The following is a 22,131-nucleotide window of genomic DNA, read 5'->3' as shown; positions in this document are numbered from 1 at the left end:
GGCCCGCTCCCAGCCCCACGACGACGCGTTTCCGGGCCCTCCCGGAGAAGGAAAGACACATGACCGCGACCTCTGAGAACACCGCGAGCGCCGCCAGCGGCCTCGGCGAGATCGAGCGCGACGCCGAGCGCGTCAACGTCGACGACAAGGCGATGATCAACGCCCGCGCCGACGTCAACCAGCTCCTCCCGCTCAAGTACACGTGGGCCTGGGAGAAGTACCTCTCCGGGTGCAACAACCACTGGATGCCCACCGAGGTCGCCATGCAGGCCGACATCGCGCTGTGGAAGTCCCGGGACGGGCTCACCGAGGACGAGCGGCTCATGCTCAAGCGCAACCTCGGGTTCTTCGCCACCGCGGAGTCGCTGGTCGCCAACAACATCGTCCTGGCGGTGTACCGCCAGCTCACCAACCCCGAGTGCCGCCAGTACCTGCTGCGCCAGGCGTTCGAGGAGGCCGTGCACACGCACACCTTCCAGTACATCTGCGAGAGCCTGGGCCTGGACGAGGGCGAGCTCTTCAACATGTACCGGGAGATCCCGTCCATCACGGCCAAGGACGCGTGGGCGCTCAAGTACACGCAGAACCTGGAGGACCCGGAGTTCCGCACCGGCACCCCGGAGGCCGACCAGGCGTTCCTGCGCGACCTGGTGGCGTTCTACGTGATCTTCGAGGGCATGTGGTTCTACACCGGCTTCGCGCAGATCCTGTCGCTGGGCCGCCGGAACAAGATGGTCGGCATCGCCGAGCAGTACCAGTACATCCTGCGCGACGAGTCGATCCACCTGAACTTCGGCATCGACGTGATCAACCAGATCAAGATCGAGAACCCGCACCTGTGGACCGAGGAGTTCCAGGCCGAGGTCCGGCAGATGCTGACCGACGCCTGTGAGCTGGAGGTCGCCTACGGCCGCGAGACCATGCCGCGCGGCATCCTGGGGCTCAACACCGAGCTGTGCGAGAAGTACATGCACTTCATCACGGACCGCCGCGCCGAGCAGATCGGCCTGGCGCCCATCTTCGGCGAGACGGAGAACCCGTTCCCGTGGATGAGCGAGATGATGGACCTCCAGAAGGAGAAGAACTTCTTCGAGACCCGCGTGATCGAGTACCAGACCGGCGGCGGCCTGGACTGGGACTAGTCCCCGCGCGGTCCCCATGGACCCGGCCCTTCTCCCCTATCGGCGGTAGGGGAGGGGGGCCGTTCACGTCGGCGGCCGCCGTGGCGGCGGTACGCCTGTGAACAAGGCGTGTCGGAACCGCGCGAACCGCCCCCTCGGGGCGGTTCGGACAGTACCTTTCTTCCAGGGGAGGAGTCCTCCCCGCTCCGGTGGCCCGGGTCGAGGCGCGCGACCCGGGCCGCTGTCGTGTCCGGGCCCGGGTACCGCTCCGGCCGGTGCATAGAAGTTAATCAGCGGATGTATAAAACGACACCCGGGTACGAAACGCACTCGATTTCCGAGCCTCTTTCTGGGGTCGGCATACCACGTGCAACGTTACGCAAAAGCGATCTCCTCTTTCCCGGGTGTTGCTTGCGCCTCATGTCTCGCGCGTGGAAGAAAGGGGTGTCGCAGCGCCCGGTGTCGCCTGGGTCTTCGAGGGTCGTCCGGTCCGGGTGGCCTTCGCCTTTTTTGATGCCGAGTGCATAAAATTACTTTGGCCAGTATGGCTATATCGTCAGAGTGGACGGATAATGGTCAGTCGTTCGGAAAACGGTTCGGCATTTTTTGGGCAGTGGCGGAAGTCCCGCTACTCCTATGATGTCGGCGCCTGCTGTGAAGTGCTGAACCTGGAATCCGGGGAATCGCACTTCCGGGACTCGGTGAACCCCGACCTCACACAGCTGGGATTCAAGAACGACGAATGGGCCACCTTCCTGACCACCGCCAAGGGGTAGTCCTTTTCATTCGTCCCTAGACTGCGACGACCGGTGGGACGTCGCAGTCCAGGCGTGTGTACGAGGACATGGACGCCACGGCCGGGTGCGTCGGGCCGAACCGTGACAGCAGCACCCGGTACAGGTCCGCCCACTCCTCCTTGACGTCCTCGCCCAGTGCCTGGCGGCTCACCAGGTGGTTGCGGCGCGCCGTCAGAAGGATCGGGTGCCCCTCCTCCATGAGCGCGCGGCAGTCCGCCTCGGTCAGGGCGTCCAGGGCGCGCGCGTCCTCGTACCGCTCCAGGCCGTACAGGTCCGTCGCCAGGTTGAGCGCCGCGGCCAGGGTGTTGAACGAACCCGCGCCGTAGAGCGTCCGCAGCCGCTCCAGCGCCGCGCGGTCCAGCTCGGCCGCGGCGGCGAACGCCCCCTGGGAGCGCAGCGCGATGCCCGCGCCCACCCGGGCCCAGGCCGGGAACGGGTGGTCGGCCGGGAACCGCTCGTCGGTGGACGGCAGCAGCAGCCGCACCTCGGCTGCGGCCTCCCCGCCCCGGCCCGCGAGGGCCAGGGTCACCATGTGCACGACCCGGCCGTACAGCGTCTGGCGCACCGTCGGCGGATAGCGCCGCCGGTACAGGGCCAGCGCCCGGGTGGAGTGCTCCAGCGCGGTCTCCGTGTCGCCCAGGCCGCGGTACACGGCGGCCAGGACCAGCAGTCCCTGGAGCGCGTGCGGGGTGTCGGAGGCCGACTGCGCCTCGAACCGCGCCATGCAGTCCTCCAGCCGGTCGCGCGCCTCCTCCCAGCGCCCCAGGAACACCAGGGTCAGCCCGAGGTGCAGGTCGGTGCGCAGGGTGGACACGCTGTCCGGGCCCAGCAGCTCGACGCGCTCGCGCAGGTTCCGCTCGGAGAACTCCAGCGCCTGGGTGAACCGGCCCCGCTCCAGCAGCACCTGGGCGTAGTTCTGGGCGGCTTCCAGGGTGTGCTCGTCACCGGGCGCCCGGTCGCGGCGGTGGTCGAGGATCTGGCGGAAGAGCCGCTCGGCCTCGTCGAAGCGGGCGAGGCCGCTCAGGGCGATGGCGACCGCGCGCAGCGCCTCCAGGGCCTCGTCGGAGTCGGGGCCGCCGCGGGCCACCTCGCGGGTGTGGATGTCGCGCGCCTCGGCGAGGGCGGTCGCGTACTCGCTGTGCAGGCGGCGGATCATGTTGCGGCGCAGCCGGGCGTGGAGGTGCTGGACGGGGTCGTCGCCCCAAGCGTTGACGGCCTGGTCGGCGACACCGACGGCCTTGGCGTACTCGCCGATCTCGGTGAGGAAGTCGATCACGTTCAGGACCAGGGAGCGCACCCGGGGGTCGCGCCCGGACCAGGCCTGGGAGGCCTTCACGTGGGCGTGCATCAGGAGGTAGTGGTCGCGGTTGGCGGGGTCGGTGGGGTCCCCGGGGTCGTTGCGGGCGAGCAGCCGGCGGGCCAGGTCGCGGTAGCGCACCTTCTCCACCAGGGGCATCGAGTCGCGGATGACCTCCTGGAAGAGCTCGTGCAGGTGGAAGGTGCCGGGCCGCACGGAGGCGAGCCGCCGGCGCCCCATGAACTCCAGCACCCGGTCCAGGCGGGCCTCGTCGCCGAACAGCCCCGCCTGCTCCGGGTCGGCCTGCGGGTCCCGGGCGAAGAACGACCGTGACAGCGGCAGCGGGGCCAGGAACGCGCACAGCCGCACGAGTTCGACCACCGCCCGCGCCGTCCCGTCCCCGGCGAGCAGCTCCTCGGCCTGGATCTCCCAGGCCGCCGCCAGCGGGGCGGTGTGCTCGTCGTCGGTGCCCATCCGGGTGACCTTGTCGGTGTAGCGCTCCTCGAAGCGCTCCAGGAACTCCTCGGTGCCCATCGGCGACTCGCGCAGGAACGCGCCGACCTGGGCCAGTGCCAGCGGCAGGTGCTCCAGGTGCTCGGCCAGGCGCTCCCCGGTGCGGATCGGCTCCAGCCGGTCGGGGCACAGCCGGCGCAGCAGGGACAGGCTCTCGGCGGTGTCGAGCCGGGGGACGATCCGGCCGTCGACGAGCCGGCCCGGAACATGGCGGCGCGGCCGGCGGCGGTCCTGGCTGGTGATGAGGACGCGGCCGCCTCCCTCGGGCATGTAGTCGGCAGCCAGGGTCTCCAGGTCGGCGGCTCCGTCGAACACCAGCAGCCACGAGCCGATGCGGGGGTCGTGGGCCAGGGCCCGGCGCACGTCCTGGACGGTGCGGGCGATGTGGTCGTAGGAGGCGTCCAGGCCGATCTGTTCGGCCAGACGGAGGTAGGAGCCGTTGACGTCGATGTCGGTGGCGGCGGGCGCCCACCAGATCAGGTCGTAGCTGTTCGCATACCTGTGCGCGTACTGGGTGGCGATGAGGCTTTTGCCCACGCCGCTGCCGCCCCCGATGAGGAAGCGGGAGGAGTCGCTCCGGTGCAAGGCCTCGTGGATCTGTTCGAGGATCGCCTCGCGGCCGGTGAAGTCGGGGTCGGCGGGGGGAACCCCGCCCATCACCGGGGGGTGGTCGCCGCGGCGGCGCCCGCCCCTTCGGCCGGTTCCGCTCGTCATGGTCCTCCCGCTTTCTGTACGGCGGCTCGGGAAGGCCGTTCGTCCTCGATTCTCGGACGGGGGTCGTCGCGGGGCGGGGGTGCGGGGAGGACCGGTCCCGCCCTGATTCAAGGCTAGGCGGCGGTTCTGGCGATGTCGATACTCGCTCACGGCCTGTGGGCGGCGGGCGGTGCGGACCGGGGGTCGAATCGCGTTCGGCGGGTTTGTCCCAGCGGACGAACGCGCCCCCCTGCGCATGGAGCGGCGGACAATCTTTCCTGGTCGAAGACTCGGCGAGGTCTCGAAGTGGTGTTTTTCCGAACCCGGGTGTTGTGACCTGGTGCACGAACGGTGATGATCCCGGTTTGTGTACGTAAGAAACGCGTAAGAACCCCTCACGCGTTCTCCATGAAAGGAGGATGGACTTGAACGAGTTCACACTCTGGGCGATCGGGACCTTCGGCGTCTACCTCATCGCCATGGTCGCCATCGGTCTGTGGGCCTACAAGAAGACCGTGTCCCAATCGGACTTCGTCCTGGGCGGCCGCCAGCTCAACCCCTGGGTGGCGGCGCTGAGCGCCAACGCCAGCGACTTCAGCGGCTGGCTGCTGCTGGGCCTGCCCGGCGCCATCTACGTCTCCGGTCTGGGCGAGGCCTGGATCGCCGTCGGCCTGGCCTGCGGTTTCGCCGGCAGCTGGATCCTGCTGGCCCCGCGCCTGCGGGTCTACACCCAGCGGGTGACCGACGCCCGAAACGGCGGCGACTCCGACTCGCTGACCCTGTCCTCCTTCCTGGAGAACCGGTTCAACGACCCCACCCGCCTGCTGCGCGGGGTGTCGTCACTGCTCATCATCGTCTTCTACTTCTTCTACGTCGCCTCCGGCCTGGTGGCCATGGCGGCCCTGTTCGACCAGGTCTTCGGCCTGGACCCGGCCCCGGCGATCGCCATCGGCGTGGGCATCGTGGTCCTCTACACCGTCCTGGGCGGCTTCCTCGCCGTCTCCTACACCGACGTCGTACAGGCCGCCATGATGTGGCTGGCCCTGCTCATCGTCCCGGTACTGGCCATCACCGCCCTGGGCGGTTTCGGCGGGCTGTCCGAGGGGGTGGCCGCCAAGAGCGACGGCCTGCTCTCCGCGGTCGGCGGCACCTCCCTGGACGGCGAGATCGGCGCCTGGGTGCCCACCGAGGCCCTGGGAACGGTCGTCATCATCTCCGGCCTGGCCTGGGGCCTGGGCTACTTCGGCCAGCCCCACATCCTGGCCCGCTACATGGGCATCCGCTCGGTCAAGGACATCCCGGCCGCCGCCACCATCAGTGTCACCTGGGCGGTCACCGCCATGTTCCTGGCCGTCCTGGTCGGTTTCATCGGCATCGCCTACTTCGACACCCCGCTGACCAACCCCGAGCAGGCGTTCCCGCTCCTTATCGAGGCCCTGGCCCACCCGCTGGTCGCCGGCCTGCTGCTGGCCGCCATCCTGGCCGCGGTCATGAGCACCGCCGACTCCCAGCTGCTGGTGGCCTCCTCGGCGCTGACCGAGGACGGCTACAAGGCGTTCATCGACCGCGATGCCAAGCCCAACACCCTGCTGTGGATCAGCCGGATCACCGTGATCGCCGTCGCCGTGGGCGCGGCGGGTATCGCCCTGTGGGGCAACCAGTCGGTCATGGGCCTGGTGGGCTACGCCTGGGCCGGGTTCGGTGCCGGGTTCGGGCCGATCCTGCTGCTGTCGGTGTTCTGGAAGCGGATGACCTGGGCCGGTGCGCTGGCCGGCATGATCGCCGGCGGCGCCACCGCGATCCTGTGGGACATCCTCGACAAGGCCGTTTTCAACACCGGCCTGTACGCGATGGTCCCGGCTGCGGCCCTGAGCTTCGCCGCGATCTTCGTGTTCAACGGCCTGGCCAAGGTCAGCGACCAGATGGCCGCCGACTTCGACCGGGTCGAGGCCGAGATCCGCTCCGGCAGGGGCGGCGGTGCGGCCGCCACCGAGGACGCCACGGTCTGACGTACCTCCGGCACCGGCACGGGCCCGTATCACCGCGGTGATACGGGCCCGTGCGGGCTTGGCGCCCGTGGTCCCGGAACGGTAGAACGGTGACATGTCGTCACCGAAGGAACACCCGGCCGCCTGGGCCCGCACCGACGTCCCCGAGGGGCTCGGCCTGGGCGCCCTCCTTCCCGCCCCCGACGGCTACCGCCTGGAGGCCGGGGAGACCGTCGTGGACGACGACGGCGCCGGGTACTTCGTGCGTTTCGGTGTCCGCGCCGACCTGGCCTGGACCACCCGGGAGGTGAACGTGGAGGTGGTCTCCGCGCGCGGCCCGTCCTCGGTCCGCCTCACCGCCCAGGACGGCCACTGGGCCGACGCCGGGGGCCGCCCCCTGCCCGAGCTGGTGGGCTGCCTGGACGCGGACGTCGCCGCCACCCCGCTCACCAACACCCTGCCGATCCGCCGCCTGGGCCTGCGCCCTGGGGAGTACCGCGACATCGCGGTGGCCTGGATCGACGTGCCGTCGCTGCGGGTGCGCCGGGTGCGCCAGCGCTACACCCGCCACCCGGCCGAGGACGGCCTGGAGGTGTACACCTACCGCGACCCGCTGCACGGCGAGTACCGGCTGACGGTCGACGGCGACGGCCTGGTCGTGGACTACGAGCGGTTCGCCCGCAGGCTCCGAGAGGGTTCCAAAGCGGACGAACAGGTCGCCGATGTCACATCCGGTGCGGCGGACAGGCGATAATCGGCCGACAGCCGTACCGCATCCCCAGGGGGGACACCACGTGACCGACACGGAGCCCGGCCGGGACCGCCGAGAGATCATCCGCGACCTGGAGGTCGCCGCGGAGTTCGACGTGCACGCCGAGATCGAGCGCCGCGTCGCCTTCCTCGCCGAGCGACTGACCACCACCGGGACCGCCGCGCTGGTCCTGGGGATCAGCGGAGGGGTCGACTCCCTCACCGCCGGGCGGCTCTGCCGGCTGGCGGTCGACCGGGTCCGCGCCGCGGGCGGCGACGCCGAGTACATCGCGATGCGCCTGCCCCACGGGGAGCAGAAGGACGAGGACGACGCCGCCCGCGCCACCGCGTTCACCGCTCCCGACCGGCTCCTCACCGTCGACATCCGCCCGGCCACCGAGGCCATGGCGGCGGCGCTGCGCGAGGGCGGGATGGCCTACCCCGACGCGGACGTCGAGGACTTCGTCATCGGCAACGCCAAGGCCCGCCAGCGCATGATCGCCCAGTACGCCGTCGCGGGCGGCCTGCGCGGCCTGGTGGTCGGCACCGACCACGCGGCCGAGGCCGTCACCGGGTTCTTCACCAAGCACGGCGACGGCGGCGTGGACATCGTCCCGCTGACCGGGCTCACCAAGCGCCGGGTGCGGGCCGTCGCCGCCGCCCTGGGCGCCCCCGACGACCTGGTGCACAAGGTCCCCACCGCGGACCTGGAGTCGCTGGCCCCGCAGAAGCCGGACGAGGAGGCCCTGGGCCTCACCTACGAGCAGATCGACGACTTCCTCGAAGGCCTTCCCGTGCCCGCCGAGGTGGAGGAGGCCCTGGTCGGGCGCTACCGCGCCACCGCGCACAAGCGCGCCCTGCCCACCGCCCCCTGATGTCACGGGGGCGGGTACCCCGGCCGTGGTAGTGCGCGCACCACCATTTCCGGTCAAGAGAACCGCCCCAGGTAAAGAGGCGTCAGATCCATCGCGATCACCGGTAGATCACACCTAAGGTCGTGGAATACGAAGCGCCCGGCCCGGTGGCCGATTCCGCCGCCCGGGCGCGATTTCTTCAAAGGGGCGCGAGTGTGAGCGTCCTCCCCCCTGAAACCGGCCGGTGCGGCCTTTCCGTGGACACCCGCTGTCCCGGCGCACCGGCAGGACGATCCAAGGAGTGATCGGATGACCGTGACCGCAGGCCCCGAGGGCCCGCCGACCCCGCCGACGGCCCGGACCCTCACGGGCGTCGAGTCGCACAGCACCCCGGCCGTGGGCCGGGACCGCTTCCTCGACGTCCTCCGCCTGCTGGTCATGGTGCTGGTCGTGGTGCAGCACTGGTGGCTCCCCGTCCTGGCGCAGAACCAGGGCATGCTCGACGCCGGGAGCGTGCTGAGCACCGAGGGCGGTTTCGCCCTCACCTGGGTCTCCCAGGTCATGCCGCTGATCTTCTTCGTCGGCGGCGCCGCCAACCTCATCAGCTGGCGTGCCGCCTCGGGCCGGGGCGTCACCGCCGCCAGCTGGTACGCCAAGCGGCTGCGCCGGCTCGCCTGGCCGGTGGTGCCGCTGGCGGTGCTGTGGATCGTGGTCTCCCACGTGCTGGTGCTGGGCGGCGCCCCCGCGCAGCCGGTGCTCGTGGGCGCGGGCGCCGCGGGCATGGTGCTGTGGTTCCTGGCGGTGTACGTGCTGGTGGTGGTCTGCACCCCGGTCCTGGTCCGGGCCCAGGAGCGCTTCGGCTGGTGGACCCTGGCGGGGCTGGCCGCCGGCTCGGTGACCGTCGACCTGATCCGGTTCGGTGCCGGGATCGAGTGGCTGGGCTACCTCAACGTCGCGTTCGTCTGGCTGGCCGTGCACCAGGTGGGCTTCCTCTACGTGACCGGCCGCGTCCGCCGCATCCACGCCGCGGTACTGGCCGGTGCGGGCGCGCTGACCGCGCTCACCCTGGTGACGTTCGGCCCGTACTCGCTGAACATGACGGGTGTGTTCGCCGCCGAGACCTCCAACGTGGCCCCGCCGACGCTGGTGCTGGAGGCCCTGGGGGCGGTGCAGATCGGCGTGGCGCTGCTGGCCCGCGAGGCGATCGGCGCCTGGGCCGACAAGCCCGGCCCCGCCCGCCTGCTGGACCGGGTCTCCCCGCAGCTCATGACGGTCTACCTGTGGCACATGCTGCCGATCAGCGTGGTCGCCGGGGTCGTGGTGTTCGGCCTGGGGATCGACACCCCCGAGCCGATGACCTGGCTGTGGGTCGTGTGGGGCGTGCTGGGCCTGGTGGTGCTGGTGCCGCTGATCCTGCCGCTGGCCCACTGGGCGGTGCGGTTCGAGAACCCGCCCAAGATGCTGTCCGGCTCGCCCGGCCTGGTCCAGGTGCTGGCGGCCGCGGCCCTGACCGGCGGCGGCCTGCTGACCCTGACGGTGACCGGCCTGGGGCTGGGCCTTGGTCCGCTGCTCGGGCTGCTGATGGTGCTCGCCGGTGTCGTTCTCACCCGGTCACCGGGGCGTCGCCCCGCGTAGACGTCGGGTCGGACGCCGGTGCGGATACGACAGGTTCCGTTCAGGTTCCGTCCACGAACCCGGGGGCGGGCCGTCGCCCCGGGGTAAACACAGCCTTATGGATCCGACTCGCATCGCCTTCGAACGACGGGGGACCGGCCGCCCGCTGGTCCTCCTCCACGGCCTGGGCGACCGCCGCCAGAGCTGGAGCAAGGTCCTTCCCCGCCTGGTCGGGGACTACCGGGTCTTCTGCGTCGACCTGCCGGGGTTCGGGCGCACCCCGGCGCCGCCCGAGGGCGACCCCTACGACGTCATCTCGATGACCGACGCGGTGGAGGCGTTCTGCCGGTTCCACGAACTGGAGCGCCCCCACATCGCCGGCAACTCGCTGGGCGGGTCCATCTCGCTCGAACTCGGTGTGCGGGGGGTCGCCGGGTCGGTGACGGTGTTCTCGCCCGCCGGGTTCTCCGACGGCCTGGGCCGCTGGGGGCTGCGCACGGTGGGCACGTTCGCCAACCTGGCCACCCGGGTGCCCATGCCGGTCAAGGAGCGGCTGGCGAGCACGCGCCCGGCGCGAGCCCTGGCCCGGGTGATCCTGCGCGGCGACCCGTCCGCGCCGCAGGCCAAGGCCACGCACTTCAGCGTCCACGGGCTCAAGGAGGGCGCGCCGTTCGTCCGGATGATCCCGCGCATCGCCGAGTACGACTTCGAGTCCCGGCCGATCGACTGCCCCGTCACCATCGCCTGGGGCGACCACGACCGCACCCTGCTGCCGTCCAGCGCCGAGCACGCGCACCGGCGGGTGCCCACCGCGCGCATGGTCGCCCTGATCGGCAGCGGCCACATCCCGATGGCGGACGACCCGGTGTCGGTGGCCGAGCACATCAAGTGGACCTGCCGTTCGGCGGATCTGGGGCATCAGCGGCACGTCCACCTCGCCGGCGGGGTCGGCTGAGGGGGAGTCGAGGGGCGTTAAGCAGGGGGAGAGGGTGACCTCCCCGGGGTGGCTGTGTCAACGTTGTCTCTAGGTTGAGTCGGCTGCCCGTTTCATGAGTCCGGGCGCTGGAAGAGGCGAGGGAATGTGACTGTGACGCAGCGACCCCCGGGCGACCCCGTTCGGTTGAGGGAGGAGGAGGCGCGCCTGCGCGGGTTCGCCGCCGCCTCCGCGGTGGCGGACGGGTTCGGCGCCCTGGACGCGCGGGGCCGGGTGGACCCGGACCGGCCCGTGGAGACCTGGATCAGCGCGCGGATGACGCACGTGTTCTCCCTGGCCCACCTGCGCGGCGACGCCGACGCCGCGGAGCTCGCCGACCACGGCGTGCGCGCGCTCGCACAGGGGCCGCTGCGCGACGGCGAACGCGGCGGCTGGTTCGACGAGGTCCCCCGGGAGCGCTCCACCGGCCGCAAGTCCGCCTACCCGCACACCTTCGTCGCACTGGCGGCGGCCTCGGCGGCCGTCGCCGGGCGGCCGGGCGCGCGGGAGCTGCTGGACGAGGCGCTGGCCGTGATCGAGGAGCGGTTCTGGGACGAGTCCGCCGGCGCCCTGCTGGAGAGCTGGGACGCGGACTGGGCCGAGACCGAGGACTACCGCGGCGCCAACAGCAACATGCACGCGGTCGAGGCGTTCCTGGCCGCCGCCGACGCCACCGGCGACGCCGTGTGGACCCGCCGGGCGCTGGCCATCGCCGAGCGCCTGATCCACGGGGTGGCGGCTGACCACGGCTGGCGGCTGCCCGAGCACTTCACCGCCGACTGGCGGCCCCTGCCCGACTACAACCGGGACCACCCCGACCACCCGTTCCGGCCGTTCGGGAGCACCACCGGCCACCTGCTGGAGTGGGCGCGCCTGCTGGTGCACCTGGAGATCGCCCTGGACCGGGCGGGGGAGCCCGCCCCCGCGTGGCTGCGCACGGACGCGGCCGCCCTGTTCTCCCACGCGGTCGAACGCGGCTGGAACGTCGACGGCGCCGAGGGCTTCGTCTACACCCTGGACTGGGACGACCGGCCGGTGGTCCGCGAGCGCATGCACTGGGTGGTCGCGGAGGCGGCCATGGCGGCGTGGGCGCTGGCCCTGCACACCGGCGACCGGACCCTGCTGGAGCACTACGAGCAGTGGTGGGACTTCGCCCAGCGGTACCACCTGGACTTCGAGCACGGCAGCTGGCACCACGAGCTGGACCCGCGGAACCGGCCCGCGGCCACGGTGTGGGCGGGCAAGCCCGACGTCTACCACGCCTACCAGGCGACCCTGCTGCCCCAGCTGCCGCTGTCGGTGTCCCTGGCGGCGGCGGTGCGCGAGCACACGGCGCCGCACCTGGTGGTGGTCGGCGAGAACGTCATGGACCTGCTGCCGGTGCCGGGCGAACCCGGCCTGCTGCGGGCCGCCCCGGGCGGGGGCCCGGCCAACACGGCCGTGGCCGCGCGCCGCCTGGGGGTGCCCACCCGGTTCCTGGCCCGGATCGGCTCCGACGGGTTCGGGCGCACGGTCCGGCACCGGCTGGCCGTGGAGGGCCTGGACCCGGAGGGGCTGCTGGCCGCCGAGGAGCCGTCGGCGCTGGCGCTGGCTCGGCTGGGTGTGGACGGGTCCGCGGTGTACGACTTCCGGATGGACGACGCCGCCGACTGGCGGTGGCGCCCGGGCGAGCTGCCCGGGGTGCTCGAACCCGGGGTGCGCGCCCTGCACGCGGCCTCCCTGGCGCTGTTCCGGGAGCCGGGCGCGGGCGCGGTCGAGGCGCTGCTGCGGCGCGAGCACGGGCGGGGCCGGGTGACGATCAGCGTCGACCCCAACATCCGGCAGGGGGTGATCGGCGACCCGGACACCGCGCGGGCGCTGGCGCTGCGGCACGCGGCGCAGGCGCACCTGGTCAAGGCGAGCGACGAGGACCTGGCGTTCCTCTACCCGGACCAGGACGTGGAGAAGGCGGCCGCCGCGCTGGCGGCCCTGGGCCCCTCGCTGGTCGTGGTGACCCGGGGCGCGCGGGGCGCCCTCGCCCTCGCCCACGGGGTGCGGGCCGAGACGGCCGCACCCCGGGTCGAGGTGGTGGACACGGTCGGCGCGGGCGACACGTTCATGGGCGCCCTGCTGGCCTGGCTGGACGAGCGGGACCGGCTGGGCGAGGACCCGCGCGCCCGGCTGACGGGGCTGACGGTCCGGGAGCTGGAGGAGATGCTGTCCTTCGCCGCCCGGGCCGCGGCCGTCACCGTCACCCGCGAGGGGGCGGACCCGCCCACCCGCGCCGACCTGGAGGTCAACGGCTCATAGCCCTTCCAGGGTGTGGTCGATGAGGTGGTCCACGACGTCGGTGAAGCGTCCCCGGCGGTCGTGGGCCGCCCGCTGCCGGGCCGCCCCCGAGCCGCGGCGGCGCAGCCGGTCCAGCAGATCGGACGCCAGGTCGGCGTCGCCGTTGTCGAGCAGCCCCGGCAGGGCCGCCGTCAGCAGCCGGTCCATGGCGACCGCCGCGGGGAGCGTCTCCCCGGTGAGCGGGTCGGGGACCGCGCCCTCCAGCCCGTCGCGGGCCGCCCGCCACATGGCGGCCCGCAGGGCCGGGTCGGGGACCTCGGGGACGGGGGAGCCGCGGCGCACGTCGGCCAGCACCCGGGTGACCAGGCCGCGGGTGAGCGCGGCGAACAGCAGCGCCTCCTCGGCGGTGGCGGCCACGTCGCCCACCCGGATCTCCAAGGTGGGCAGGTGGTCGGAGAGCCGGACGTCCCAATAGACCATGTGCCGGTCCAGGATCGCCCCCGAGTCCGCCAGGGAGCGCACCGCCCGTTCGTGGTCGGCCAGGGAGCGCAGGCGCGGCGGCGGCCCCGCGGAGGGCAGCCGGCTCCAGGAGATGGTGCGCCAGCTGGCGTGCCCGGTGTCGCGGCCGTTCTGGAACGGCGAGTTCGCCGACATCGCGATGAGGAACGGCAGCCAGCGGCGCAGGTGCCCGGCGGCGAGCACCGCGTTCTCCCGGTCGGGGACCCCCACGTGCACGTGGCACCCGCACACCACGTGCGACTCGCGCAGCGCCCCGAAGTGGGCGGCGATGTCGGCGTAGCGGGCGCCGTCGCTGATGTGGGCCCCGGCGGGGTCGCCCAGGACGGCGGTCCCCGAGGCGACCACGGCCAGCCCGGTGACGTCGGCGGCCCGGGCCAGTTCGCGGCGGGCCTCGCGCAGGAACCGGCGGGCGTCCGCGGCGTCGCCGCACACCGGGCTGTTGGCCTCCACCTGCACCCGGGTGAACTCGCCGCACAGGCGGTCGGCCATGCGGGTGCGGGCCAGCAGGTCGGGTGCGCGGGACAGGATGCGGCGGGTGCGCGGGTCGACGACGAAGAACTCCTCTTCGACGCCGAAGGTGGGTGGGGCGACCCGGGGGCGCGGGTCGTGTGCGACCAGGGGGCGGTTCCGCATCGGGGTGGTTCCCTCCTGCCGTCGGTTGCGTCCCCGCACTGATATCCCGGGCGGAACGGCCGCGACAGTGTCCCGGAGAGGACAAAAAACTATCCCGCGGCACCGGTGTCCTTTTTGTCGGTATCGCGGGGTCGGGTTCCCACCGCGTTACGGCTTGATAAACGCGGTGTGCGGGCGAGCGGTCCCCGAAGGCGAGCCGACGGGTGATCCACATCACCTTTTGTGGGCGCGGAATCCCAGGTGAAACGGGGGGAACAGGCGTCACCGGGGTCGCGCCCGGGCGCCCGGCACCGTCACGCGCCCCCGCGCGTGCGAGTCCGTGCGGGTATCGGTGAAACGACCAGTGTGCCCCCGCGCACCTGCCGCGACGGGCACCCGCTGTGCGAATCTGAGCCCGTGATCGGCGCGAACACCGACCCCCGGGCGATCCGCCTGCGGGGCCGCGACACGGAGCTGCGGATCCTCGCCGGAGTCCTGGACGACGCGAGGTCCCGGCTCGGCGCGTCCCTCGTCCTCACCGGCGGCCCCGGCCGGGGCAAGAGCGCCCTGCTGGCCCACCTCCGCGCCGACGCCGGTGATTTCACCGTCCTGCACTGCGGGGGTGTGGCCGACGAGGCCGACCTCCCCCTCGCCGGGCTCGAACGCCTGCTGCGCCCGCTGGCCCCGCACCCCGCCCCGCTGGGCGAGGCCCTGTCCCGGGGCCGGATCGGCGACCGGCTGGCCCTGTCCACCGCCCTGCTGGACCGGATCACCGCCGACGGGCCCCTGCTGGTGTGCGTCGACGACGCCGACCGGCTCGACGCCCCCTCGCTGGACGCCCTCGCCTTCGCCGCCCGCCGCCTGTCCGGCACCGCGACGGCGATCGTGCTCGCCGCCCGCGACGGCCGGGTCAAGCCCGGCTCCGCCGACCCGCTCGTGCCCGGGGTCCCCGAACAGGCCCTGGCCCCCCTGCCCGAACGCGCGCTCCACGACATCCTCACCGACCGGGCCCCGGCCGGGCTGCCCGCCCCGGTCCGCACCGTCCTGGTGCGCTCGGCCCACGGCAACCCCGCCGTCCTGCTCGGCCACCTCCAGGAGGGCGTTTCCGACCCCGACGACCCCTCGCCCGAGGGGCCGCGGCTGCCCGACCGGCTCCGCGCCGACCTGCTGTCCCCCTACCGCGACCTGCCCGAACGCACCCGGTCCCTGCTGCTCCTGGCCGCCCTGGGCGAGGGCGTCCCCCTCCACCTGCTGGCCCGCGCCGCCGGGGACCGGGGCCCGGCCGCCGCCGACCTGGAACCCGCCGAGGCGGCGGGGGCGGTCCGGGTGGAGGACGACCACGTCGTCTTCACCGACCCCCTGACGGCCCGCGCGTTCGCCCAGAACGCCCCGGCCGTCGCCGTCCGCGCCGCCCACCGCGCCCTGGCCGCGGTGACCGACCCCGACAGCGAGCCCGCGCGGTTCGCCCGCCACACCGTCGCGGGTGCCGACGCCCCCGACGCCGCCCTGGCCGACGCGGTGGCCGACGCCGCCCTCCGGGCCAAACGGCTGGAGGGGCGCGGCACCGCCTCCCTGGTGTACGAGCGGGCCGCCGCCCTCACCCCCGACCCCGACGCCCGCGCCTGCCGCCTCACCAGCGCCTCCTACGAGGCGTACATGGCGGGCCGCTCCGAGCACGCCCTGCGGCTGCTCGCCCGGGCCCGGCCGCTCGCGGTGAGCGACCGCCGCCGCGCCCTGGCCGACCTGGTCGACGCCCAGATCTCCATGCGCGGCGCCAACGCCGTCGACGTCGCCGAGCGCCTGTACGCGGTGGGCCGCGACCTCATCCCGCACGACCGCTCCCTGGCCCTGCGCACCCTGGTGCGCTCCGCCGACTCCGCGTCCCTGGCCGGGGACCCGGCACGGCACGCCCGCGCCGCCGAGCTCGCGCTGCCGCTGGTGCGCCGCGACGACCCCGAGCGGGTGCGGCTGACCGCCGCGTTCCTGGAGGGCTGCACGGTCTCCTTCCGCGGCGACTACGCGGGGTCCACCCCGCTGCTGCGCGAGGCGACGCGCCTGGCCGAGGCCGTGGACAAGCCCTCGGAGCTGATCTGGGCGTCCGTGGCCGGGCTGCGCCTGTCGGACGCGCCGTTCGTGCGCCGGGTCAACGCCCGCGCGGTGGAGGTCGCCCGGCTCACCGGCGAACGCGCCACCGTGCCCGCCGCCCTGGGGTTCCTGGTGTTCTCCGAGTTCTGGAGCGGCCGGTTCCCGTCGGCCGCCGGGACCGCCCTCAACGGGCTGCGGATCTCCCGGGAGACCGGGCAGACCATCTGGGCCACCCACCACCTGGCGTCGCTGGCGATGATCGCGGCGATCCAGGGCGACGTCGACACCTGCCGGATCCGGGCGCGCGCCGTCGCCACCCAGGCGGGCGAGAACAGCCTGGGGCTGTCCGCGGCGCTGGCCTCGTGGGCGCTGGCCGTCCTGGAGCTGTCGCGCGGCAACGCCGCCGAGGCGTTCTTCCGGCTCCGGTCCCTGGTGCACGCCGGGCCGGGGCAGGGGCATCCGACGATGCGGCTGCTCACCGCGCCGCACTTCGTGGAGGCCGCCACCCGCATCGGCGAGACCGAGTGGGCGCGCACCTCCCTGGCCGGGTACCGCCGCTGGGCCGACACGATCGGCTCACCGAGCGCACTGGCCCTGGCCGAACGCGGCGAGGGGCTGCTGGCCCCGCAGGACGAGGCCGCCGACCACTTCGAGAGCGCCCTGGCCCTGCACCGGGCCTGCGGCGACGACGACGTCGAGCAGGCGCGCACCCAGCTGCTGTTCGGCGCGTTCCTGCGCCGGGCGCGGCTGCCCGGGCGGGCCCGGGAGCACCTGCACGACGCGCAGGAGTCCTTCGAGCGCTTCGGCGCCCGGCTGTGGGTCCGACAGACCCGCGCCGAGCTGCGCGCCCTCGGAACGGGGGAGCGCGGACCGGAGTCCCCGTCCACCGGCGAGCTGACCGCGCAACAGCAGCAGATCGCCCGGCTGGTCGCCGAGGGTGCGACCAACCGCGAGGTGGCCGCGCACATGTTCATCAGCCCGCGCACGGTGGAGCACCACCTGCGCGGCATCTTCCGCAAGCTCGGCATCAGGTCCCGGGTGGACCTGGCCCGCCTCTTCAACTGACGTCCCCGGGGACGTGGACGGCGGTCCAGTGCCCCCTGCTCATACCAACCGGTCGGTATAGACCGGGTCCGCGACACGAAAGGCGGGGTGGAACGCATCCCATGACGACGACAGCGACCGAACACCTCCTGGCGGCGGAGGGGATCACCGTCCGCTTCGGAGGCCTGACCGCCCTCGACGACGTCGGGCTGCGCGTACGCCCGGGCGGCGTCACCGGGCTCATCGGGCCCAACGGGGCGGGCAAGACCACCCTGTTCAACGTGCTCTCGGGGATCCTGCGCCCCACCGCGGGCACCCTCACCTGGAAGGGCGGACCCCCGCCCGGCCGCAAGCCCCACCACCTGGCCCGCGCCGGGATCGCCCGCACCTTCCAAGGCCTCAACCTCTTCCCGCTGATGACGGTCCTGGAGAACGTCGTCGCGGGGGCCGACCGCCTCGCCCGCGGCGGACCCCTCTCCCTGGTCACCGGCCTGGGCCGCCACCACAGCGACGAGCGCGAACTCCGCGAACGCGCCCTGGCCGCCCTGGAGCGGTTCGGCGTCGCCGACGTCGCCCACCGCCTGCCCGGCACCCTCCCCTACGGCGTCCAGAAACAGGTCGCCCTCGCCCGCGCCTGCGTGTGCGACCCCGAGCTGCTGCTGCTCGACGAACCCGCCGGCGGCCTGTCCGGCGGCCAGATCGACGCCCTGGCCGCCCAGATCCGGACCCTGGGCGAGGACATGGCCGTCGTCCTGGTCGAACACCACATGGACCTGGTCATGGAGGTCTGCGACCACATCGTCGTCCTGGACTTCGGCCGGGTCATCTGCACCGGCACCCCCGACGAGGTGCGCAACGACCCCCAGGTCACCCGCGCCTACCTGGGCACCGCCGACACCGAGGAGGAGGGGTCCTGATGGGCGATCTGCTGGAGATCGAGGAGCTGTCCGCCTCCTACGGCGCGATCCGCGCCCTGGACGGCATCTCCCTGTCCGTCCCCGAAAGCGGGTTCCAGGCCGTCCTGGGCGCCAACGGCGCGGGCAAGACCACCCTGCTGCGCACCCTCACCGGCCTGCACCGCGCCGACTCCGGCCGGGTCCTGCTCGACGGCGAGGACATCACCCGGCTGCCCGCCGAACGCGTCATCACCCGCGGCCTGGCCCACGTCCCCGAGGGCGGCGGCGTCATCACCGAGCTCACCGTCGAGGAGAACCTGCGCCTGGGCGGGCTGTGGCGCTCCTCCCGCCGCGACCGCGCCACCGAGGCCGAGGTCCTGGACCTCTTCCCGCCGCTGGTCGAACGCCTGGGCCGCTCCGCCGGCACCCTCTCCGGCGGCGAACGCCAGATGCTCGCCATCGGCCGCGCCCTCATGGCCCGCCCCCGGGTGCTGCTGCTGGACGAACCCTCCCTGGGCCTGGCGCCCCTGGTCACCAAGCAGATCTTCGCCCTCCTGCGCGACCTGCGCGAACGCACCGGGCTCACCGTCGTCCTGGTCGAGCAGAACGCCGCCGGGGCGCTGGCCGCCACCGACAGCGGCGTCGTCCTCAACCAGGGCCGGGTGGCCGTGGCGGGCCCCTCCGACGAGCTGCTCTCCGACGACCGCACGCGCCACGCCTACCTGGGCTTTTGACCCCGGACCCCGAGGAGCACCCCCTATGGACCACTTCGTCGACCTGACCGTGAGCGGACTGGCGTCCGGCGCGGTCTACGCCGCCCTGGCGCTGTCCCTGGTCATCATCTACCAGGCCACCCGCCTGGTGAACTTCGCCCAGCCCGCGCTGGCCCTGGTCGCGGTCTACACCGCCGCCACCGTCGCCCCGCTCACCGGCTCCTACTGGCTCGGCTTCGCCGCCGCCCTCACCGTGGGCGCCGCCGCCGGGGCCCTGGTGGAGCGGTTCGTCGTCCGCCCCATCGCCCGGGTCTCCCAGCTCAACGGGATCATCGTCACCCTGGGCCTGCTCCTGGTCGCCCACGGCACGGCGGGCATGATCTGGGGCAACGACCAGCACGGGTTCCGGTACGCCTTCGACTTCGTCGGGCGGCCCTCCCCCGCGGACGTGTTCGCCCTGGCCTCGGTGGCCGTCGTCGCCGCGCTGCTGTTCTGCCTGTACCGCTTCACCCCGCTGGGGCTGCGCATGCGCGCCGCCGCGTTCCGCCCCGAGGCGGCCCGGCTCAGCGGGGTCAAGGTGGGGCTGATGCTCACCACCGGGTGGGCGGTCTCCGCGCTCATCGCCTCCCTGGCAGGGATGCTCGCCGGACCCCCGTTCATCTCGCCCAACGTGTTCGACATCGTCTTCGTCTACGGCATCACCGCGGCCGTGGTCGGCGGCCTGGACAACCCGTTCGGGGCGATCGTCGGCGGCCTGCTGGTCGGCCTCGGCATGTCCTACGTGTCCGGCTACGCCGGGCCCGAGTTGGCCACCCTCACCGCCCTCGCCCTCGTCGTCCTCGTGCTCAGCGTGCGCCCCGACGGCATCCTGTCCCGCCCGACCGCGCGAAAGGTGTAGCCATGTCCACATCCGCCACCGAGCGCGAACCCCGCGCCGCCGAGAGCGCCCCCACCACCCGGCGCACCCCGCGCCGCCGCTGGGCCGACCTGCCCTCCCCGCTGCGGCACCTGCTGCTCGCCGCCCTGGCGCTGGCCGCCGTCGCCGGACTGCTCCTGGTCACCGGCGACCTCACCGCGCTGCGGGTGGCCAACGTCGGGTACGTGATGCTGGCCATCGCCGGGCTCCAGCTGCTCATCGGCGGCAGCGGCCAGGTGTCGCTGGGGCACGGCGCGTTCATGATGATCGGCGCGTACACGATGGCGCTGCTGGTCCTGCACGTGCCGATGCTGCCGCTGGCCGCGAACCTCGTCGTCGTGGTGGTCGTGGCGACCGTCGCGGGCGTCGCCGTCGGCGCCGCCACCGCCCGCCTGCACGGCCCCTACCTGGCCGGCGCCACGCTCATCCTCGCGGTCGGCCTGCCCGGCCTGACGCACCGCTACCACGAGGTGTTCGGCGGCAGCAACGGCCTCACCGTGCGCACCGCCGGCGCCCCGCCCTTCCTCCAGGGCCTGGTCACCGACAACGAGTGGAAGGCGCTGGTGGTCTGGACGACCGTGGTCCTGGGCCTGGCCGTGCTGGCGACCGTCTCGACGGGGCGACTCGGCCGCCGGATGCGGACGGTCCGCGACGACGAGACCGCCGCCGCCATGTCCGGGGTCCCGGTCGGGGGCACCAAGGTCACCGCGTTCGTCATCGCCTCCGCCGCCGGCGGCCTGGCGGGCGGACTCCAGGTGTACGTCCTGGGCACCGCCACCCCGAGCATGTTCACGCTCGCCCTATCACTCACCCTGCTCGCGGCCCTGGTCCTGGGAGGCATCGGCAGCATGTGGGGCGCCCTGTGGGCCGCCCTGGCCGTGGTCTACCTGAACATCTGGCTGAAGGACGCGGTCGGCGCGTTCGAACTCAGCAAGAACGTGGAGAACAACCTGCCGATCGTGCTGTTCGGCGTGCTGCTCATCCTCGTCCTGCGGTTCCAGCCCCTGGGCCTGCACGGAATCCTCCAGCGGCTGCGCGCGCTCCTGCGCCGCGGCGCCCGCTGACCCGCACCGACCCGCATCGCACACCCCCCCACCCGAAGGAGAACACCGTGCGCACCACGACGAGGACGTCAGGAGCACTGGCGGCCCTGCTCGCCCTGGCCCTGACCGCCACCGCCTGCACCGGCGCAGGCCAGGTCGCCGAGACGGACGGCCCGGACCTGTCCGTGTCCACCGGGGTCACCGACGACAGCATCGTCATCGGCACCCACCAACCCCTCACCGGCCCGGCCGCCCCGGGCTACATGTCCATCTCCCGCGGCGCCGCCGCGGTCTTCGACTACGTCAACGAGCAGGGCGGCATCCACGGCCGCGAGATCGACTACCGGGTCGAGGACGACGGCTACGACCCGGTCCGGACCATCGACGTCACCCGCGAACTGGTCATCGAGGACGAGATCTTCGCGATGCTCGGCGGCCTGGGCACCCCCACCCACGGCGGTGTCGTGGACTACCTCAACGACGAGGGCGTCCCCGACGTCTTCCCCGCCTCCGGCGCGCTGGCCTGGAACACCCCTGATGAGTACCCGCTGACCTACGGCTGGCAGGTGGACTACACCAAGGAGGCCAAGATCCAGGGGCAGTACATCTTCGAGAACTTCCCCGGACAGTCGGTCGGCTACCTGTACCAGAACGACGACGTCGGCGAGAACTCCCAGGAGGGCCTGGACCAGTACCTGACCGACGAGGTCGTCAGCCGCCAGCACTACGAGTCCGGTGTCACGGACCTGAGCGCGCAGATCGCCGACCTGAAGCGGGCCGGGGCCGAGGTCGTGGTCTGCTCCTGCATCCCGGCGTTCGTCGCGCTGGCCATGCTGGAGGCTGCGGGCAGCGGCTACGACCCCCAGTGGGTGGTCTCCAGCATCGGCGGCGACACCGCCACCCTCCAGGGGCTGCTGGCCGCGTTCACCGCGGACACCGAGGCCGAGGGCGTCCCGGCCGACGAGTTCCTGGACGGGCTGATCATCACCAGCTACCTGCCCCGGATCGAGGACCCGGACGACGAGTGGGCGGCGTTCTTCGTGGAGGTCTACGAGGAGTACGGCGAGGACGACCCGCTCACCAACACCCACCTGTACGGGATGTCCCAGGCGGTCATGTTCGCCCAGGTCCTCATGTCGGCCGGGCCCGACCTGACCCGCCAGGCGCTGATCGACGCCCTGGAGGAGCAGGAGTGGCAGGGCCCCGGATCGGTGCCGTTCGTGTCCTCCGGCGGCGACCACGGCGGCCACCAGGGCGCCTACGTGGTCCAGTACAACAAGGGCAACAAGGTGGAGATGCTCCAGGAGGCCCGGGTCACCGACCGCGACGGCGGGCTCATCGAGGAGGTCGACTTCACCCCGCTCTCCCCGGACGAGCTGGTCTTCCACGACTGACGCCGGTGTGATCCGGTGTGACACGAGGGCGGCGCCCCGGG

16 protein-coding genes and 1 pseudogene are annotated in these 22,131 nt (G+C 73.0%); 15 read left to right on the top strand and 2 right to left on the bottom strand.

Annotated elements, in window-relative coordinates; all coding sequences use genetic code 11:
* Window positions 1–59: 59 nt before the first annotated feature.
* Complete coding sequence (locus tag ACJOT3_RS16000) at window positions 60–1,142, top strand: ribonucleotide-diphosphate reductase subunit beta (protein ID WP_406973486.1); 1,083 nt, start codon at window positions 60–62, stop codon at window positions 1,140–1,142.
* A gap of 383 nt (window positions 1,143–1,525) precedes the next feature.
* Window positions 1,526–1,897 carry a DUF397 domain-containing protein gene (locus tag ACJOT3_RS15995; protein WP_406973484.1) on the top strand — a complete coding sequence of 124 codons (372 nt, stop codon included), beginning with the start codon at window positions 1,526–1,528 and terminating at the stop codon, window positions 1,895–1,897.
* Window positions 1,898–1,913: 16 nt separating this feature from the next.
* Here the strand turns inward: ACJOT3_RS15995 and fxsT are convergent, their stop codons facing one another.
* Window positions 1,914–4,442 carry an FxSxx-COOH system tetratricopeptide repeat protein gene (fxsT, locus tag ACJOT3_RS15990; RefSeq protein ID WP_406973482.1) on the bottom strand — a complete coding sequence of 843 codons (2,529 nt, stop codon included), beginning with the start codon at window positions 4,440–4,442 and terminating at the stop codon, window positions 1,914–1,916.
* A gap of 404 nt (window positions 4,443–4,846) precedes the next feature.
* Between fxsT and putP the strand changes: the two genes are divergently transcribed.
* The 7 genes and pseudogenes from putP to ACJOT3_RS15955 all read left to right on the top strand — a co-directional run bounded on the left by putP (window position 4,847) and on the right by ACJOT3_RS15955 (window position 12,889).
* Window positions 4,847–6,430, top strand: coding sequence for a sodium/proline symporter PutP (gene putP, locus ACJOT3_RS15985; RefSeq protein WP_406973480.1), 1,584 nt, complete (start codon window positions 4,847–4,849; stop codon window positions 6,428–6,430).
* A 94-nt stretch (window positions 6,431–6,524) separates the two neighbouring features.
* Window positions 6,525–7,163 carry a putative glycolipid-binding domain-containing protein gene (locus ACJOT3_RS15980; protein WP_406973478.1) on the top strand — a complete coding sequence of 213 codons (639 nt, stop codon included), beginning with the start codon at window positions 6,525–6,527 and terminating at the stop codon, window positions 7,161–7,163.
* A 40-nt stretch (window positions 7,164–7,203) separates the two neighbouring features.
* Window positions 7,204–8,034, top strand: a complete 831-nt coding sequence (gene nadE / locus ACJOT3_RS15975) for an NAD(+) synthase (RefSeq protein WP_406973476.1) — start codon at window positions 7,204–7,206, stop codon at window positions 8,032–8,034.
* Window positions 8,035–8,322: 288 nt separating this feature from the next.
* Window positions 8,323–9,648 (top strand): acyltransferase family protein, encoded by a 1,326-nt coding sequence (locus ACJOT3_RS15970; RefSeq protein WP_406973474.1) that lies wholly within the window; start codon window positions 8,323–8,325, stop codon window positions 9,646–9,648.
* A 97-nt stretch (window positions 9,649–9,745) separates the two neighbouring features.
* Window positions 9,746–10,582, top strand: a complete 837-nt coding sequence (locus ACJOT3_RS15965; RefSeq protein ID WP_406973472.1) for an alpha/beta fold hydrolase — start codon at window positions 9,746–9,748, stop codon at window positions 10,580–10,582.
* A gap of 126 nt (window positions 10,583–10,708) precedes the next feature.
* Window positions 10,709–11,920, top strand: a pseudogene (locus ACJOT3_RS15960) (AGE family epimerase/isomerase); the annotation flags it as partial.
* A gap of 45 nt (window positions 11,921–11,965) precedes the next feature.
* Complete coding sequence (locus tag ACJOT3_RS15955) at window positions 11,966–12,889, top strand: carbohydrate kinase family protein (protein ID WP_406973488.1); 924 nt, start codon at window positions 11,966–11,968, stop codon at window positions 12,887–12,889.
* Here ACJOT3_RS15955 and ACJOT3_RS15950 read toward each other — a convergent pair.
* The gene (locus tag ACJOT3_RS15950) at window positions 12,884–14,020 is read right to left on the bottom strand and encodes a carboxylate-amine ligase (protein WP_406973470.1); all 1,137 of its coding nucleotides are present in this window, start codon (window positions 14,018–14,020) and stop codon (window positions 12,884–12,886) included. The genes ACJOT3_RS15955 and ACJOT3_RS15950 overlap by 6 nt on opposite strands.
* A gap of 396 nt (window positions 14,021–14,416) precedes the next feature.
* Between ACJOT3_RS15950 and ACJOT3_RS15945 the strand changes: the two genes are divergently transcribed.
* From ACJOT3_RS15945 to ACJOT3_RS15920, 6 genes are all read left to right on the top strand, one after another.
* Window positions 14,417–17,149, top strand: a complete 2,733-nt coding sequence (locus tag ACJOT3_RS15945) for a helix-turn-helix transcriptional regulator (protein ID WP_406973468.1) — start codon at window positions 14,417–14,419, stop codon at window positions 17,147–17,149.
* Between the two features lie 101 nt (window positions 17,150–17,250).
* The gene (locus ACJOT3_RS15940) at window positions 17,251–18,045 is read left to right on the top strand and encodes an ABC transporter ATP-binding protein (RefSeq protein ID WP_406973466.1); all 795 of its coding nucleotides are present in this window, start codon (window positions 17,251–17,253) and stop codon (window positions 18,043–18,045) included.
* On the top strand, window positions 18,045–18,758 hold the full coding sequence (locus ACJOT3_RS15935) for an ABC transporter ATP-binding protein (protein ID WP_406973464.1): 714 nt from the start codon (window positions 18,045–18,047) through the stop codon (window positions 18,756–18,758). Before ACJOT3_RS15940 ends, ACJOT3_RS15935 begins: the two co-directional genes overlap by 1 nt.
* A 25-nt stretch (window positions 18,759–18,783) precedes the next feature.
* A complete protein-coding gene (locus tag ACJOT3_RS15930; protein ID WP_406973462.1) occupies window positions 18,784–19,635 on the top strand; it encodes a branched-chain amino acid ABC transporter permease in 852 nt (283 codons plus the stop codon).
* Window positions 19,636–19,637: 2 nt separating this feature from the next.
* Window positions 19,638–20,717 carry a branched-chain amino acid ABC transporter permease gene (locus ACJOT3_RS15925; protein WP_406973460.1) on the top strand — a complete coding sequence of 360 codons (1,080 nt, stop codon included), beginning with the start codon at window positions 19,638–19,640 and terminating at the stop codon, window positions 20,715–20,717.
* A gap of 47 nt (window positions 20,718–20,764) precedes the next feature.
* Window positions 20,765–22,090, top strand: a complete 1,326-nt coding sequence (locus ACJOT3_RS15920; protein ID WP_406973458.1) for an ABC transporter substrate-binding protein — start codon at window positions 20,765–20,767, stop codon at window positions 22,088–22,090.
* The last annotated feature ends 41 nt before the right edge of the window (window positions 22,091–22,131 follow it).

It is taken from the genome of Nocardiopsis protaetiae, from assembly GCF_045446735.1.
In the GTDB taxonomy this organism is placed as follows: Bacteria; Actinomycetota; Actinomycetes; order Streptosporangiales; family Streptosporangiaceae; genus Nocardiopsis; species Nocardiopsis protaetiae.
The sequence above is the reverse complement of the archived record's forward strand: the minus strand, read 5'-3'. Positions and strand labels throughout refer to the sequence as shown.

Excerpts from the sequence above, each read along its gene's own strand:
- ACJOT3_RS16000 (WP_406973486.1), top strand. The coding sequence starts at position 60 with ATGACCGCGACCTCTGAGAACACCGCGAGCGCCGCCAGCGGCCTCGGC.
- fxsT (WP_406973482.1), bottom strand. The coding sequence starts at position 4,442 with ATGACGAGCGGAACCGGCCGAAGGGGCGGGCGCCGCCGCGGCGACCAC.
- ACJOT3_RS15980 (WP_406973478.1), top strand. The coding sequence starts at position 6,525 with ATGTCGTCACCGAAGGAACACCCGGCCGCCTGGGCCCGCACCGACGTC.
- ACJOT3_RS15970 (WP_406973474.1), top strand. The coding sequence starts at position 8,323 with ATGACCGTGACCGCAGGCCCCGAGGGCCCGCCGACCCCGCCGACGGCC.
- ACJOT3_RS15965 (WP_406973472.1), top strand. The coding sequence starts at position 9,746 with ATGGATCCGACTCGCATCGCCTTCGAACGACGGGGGACCGGCCGCCCG.
- ACJOT3_RS15955 (WP_406973488.1), top strand. The coding sequence starts at position 11,966 with ATGGACCTGCTGCCGGTGCCGGGCGAACCCGGCCTGCTGCGGGCCGCC.
- ACJOT3_RS15950 (WP_406973470.1), bottom strand. The coding sequence starts at position 14,020 with ATGCGGAACCGCCCCCTGGTCGCACACGACCCGCGCCCCCGGGTCGCC.
- ACJOT3_RS15940 (WP_406973466.1), top strand. The coding sequence starts at position 17,251 with ATGACGACGACAGCGACCGAACACCTCCTGGCGGCGGAGGGGATCACC.
- ACJOT3_RS15935 (WP_406973464.1), top strand. The coding sequence starts at position 18,045 with ATGGGCGATCTGCTGGAGATCGAGGAGCTGTCCGCCTCCTACGGCGCG.
- ACJOT3_RS15930 (WP_406973462.1), top strand. The coding sequence starts at position 18,784 with ATGGACCACTTCGTCGACCTGACCGTGAGCGGACTGGCGTCCGGCGCG.
- ACJOT3_RS15925 (WP_406973460.1), top strand. The coding sequence starts at position 19,638 with ATGTCCACATCCGCCACCGAGCGCGAACCCCGCGCCGCCGAGAGCGCC.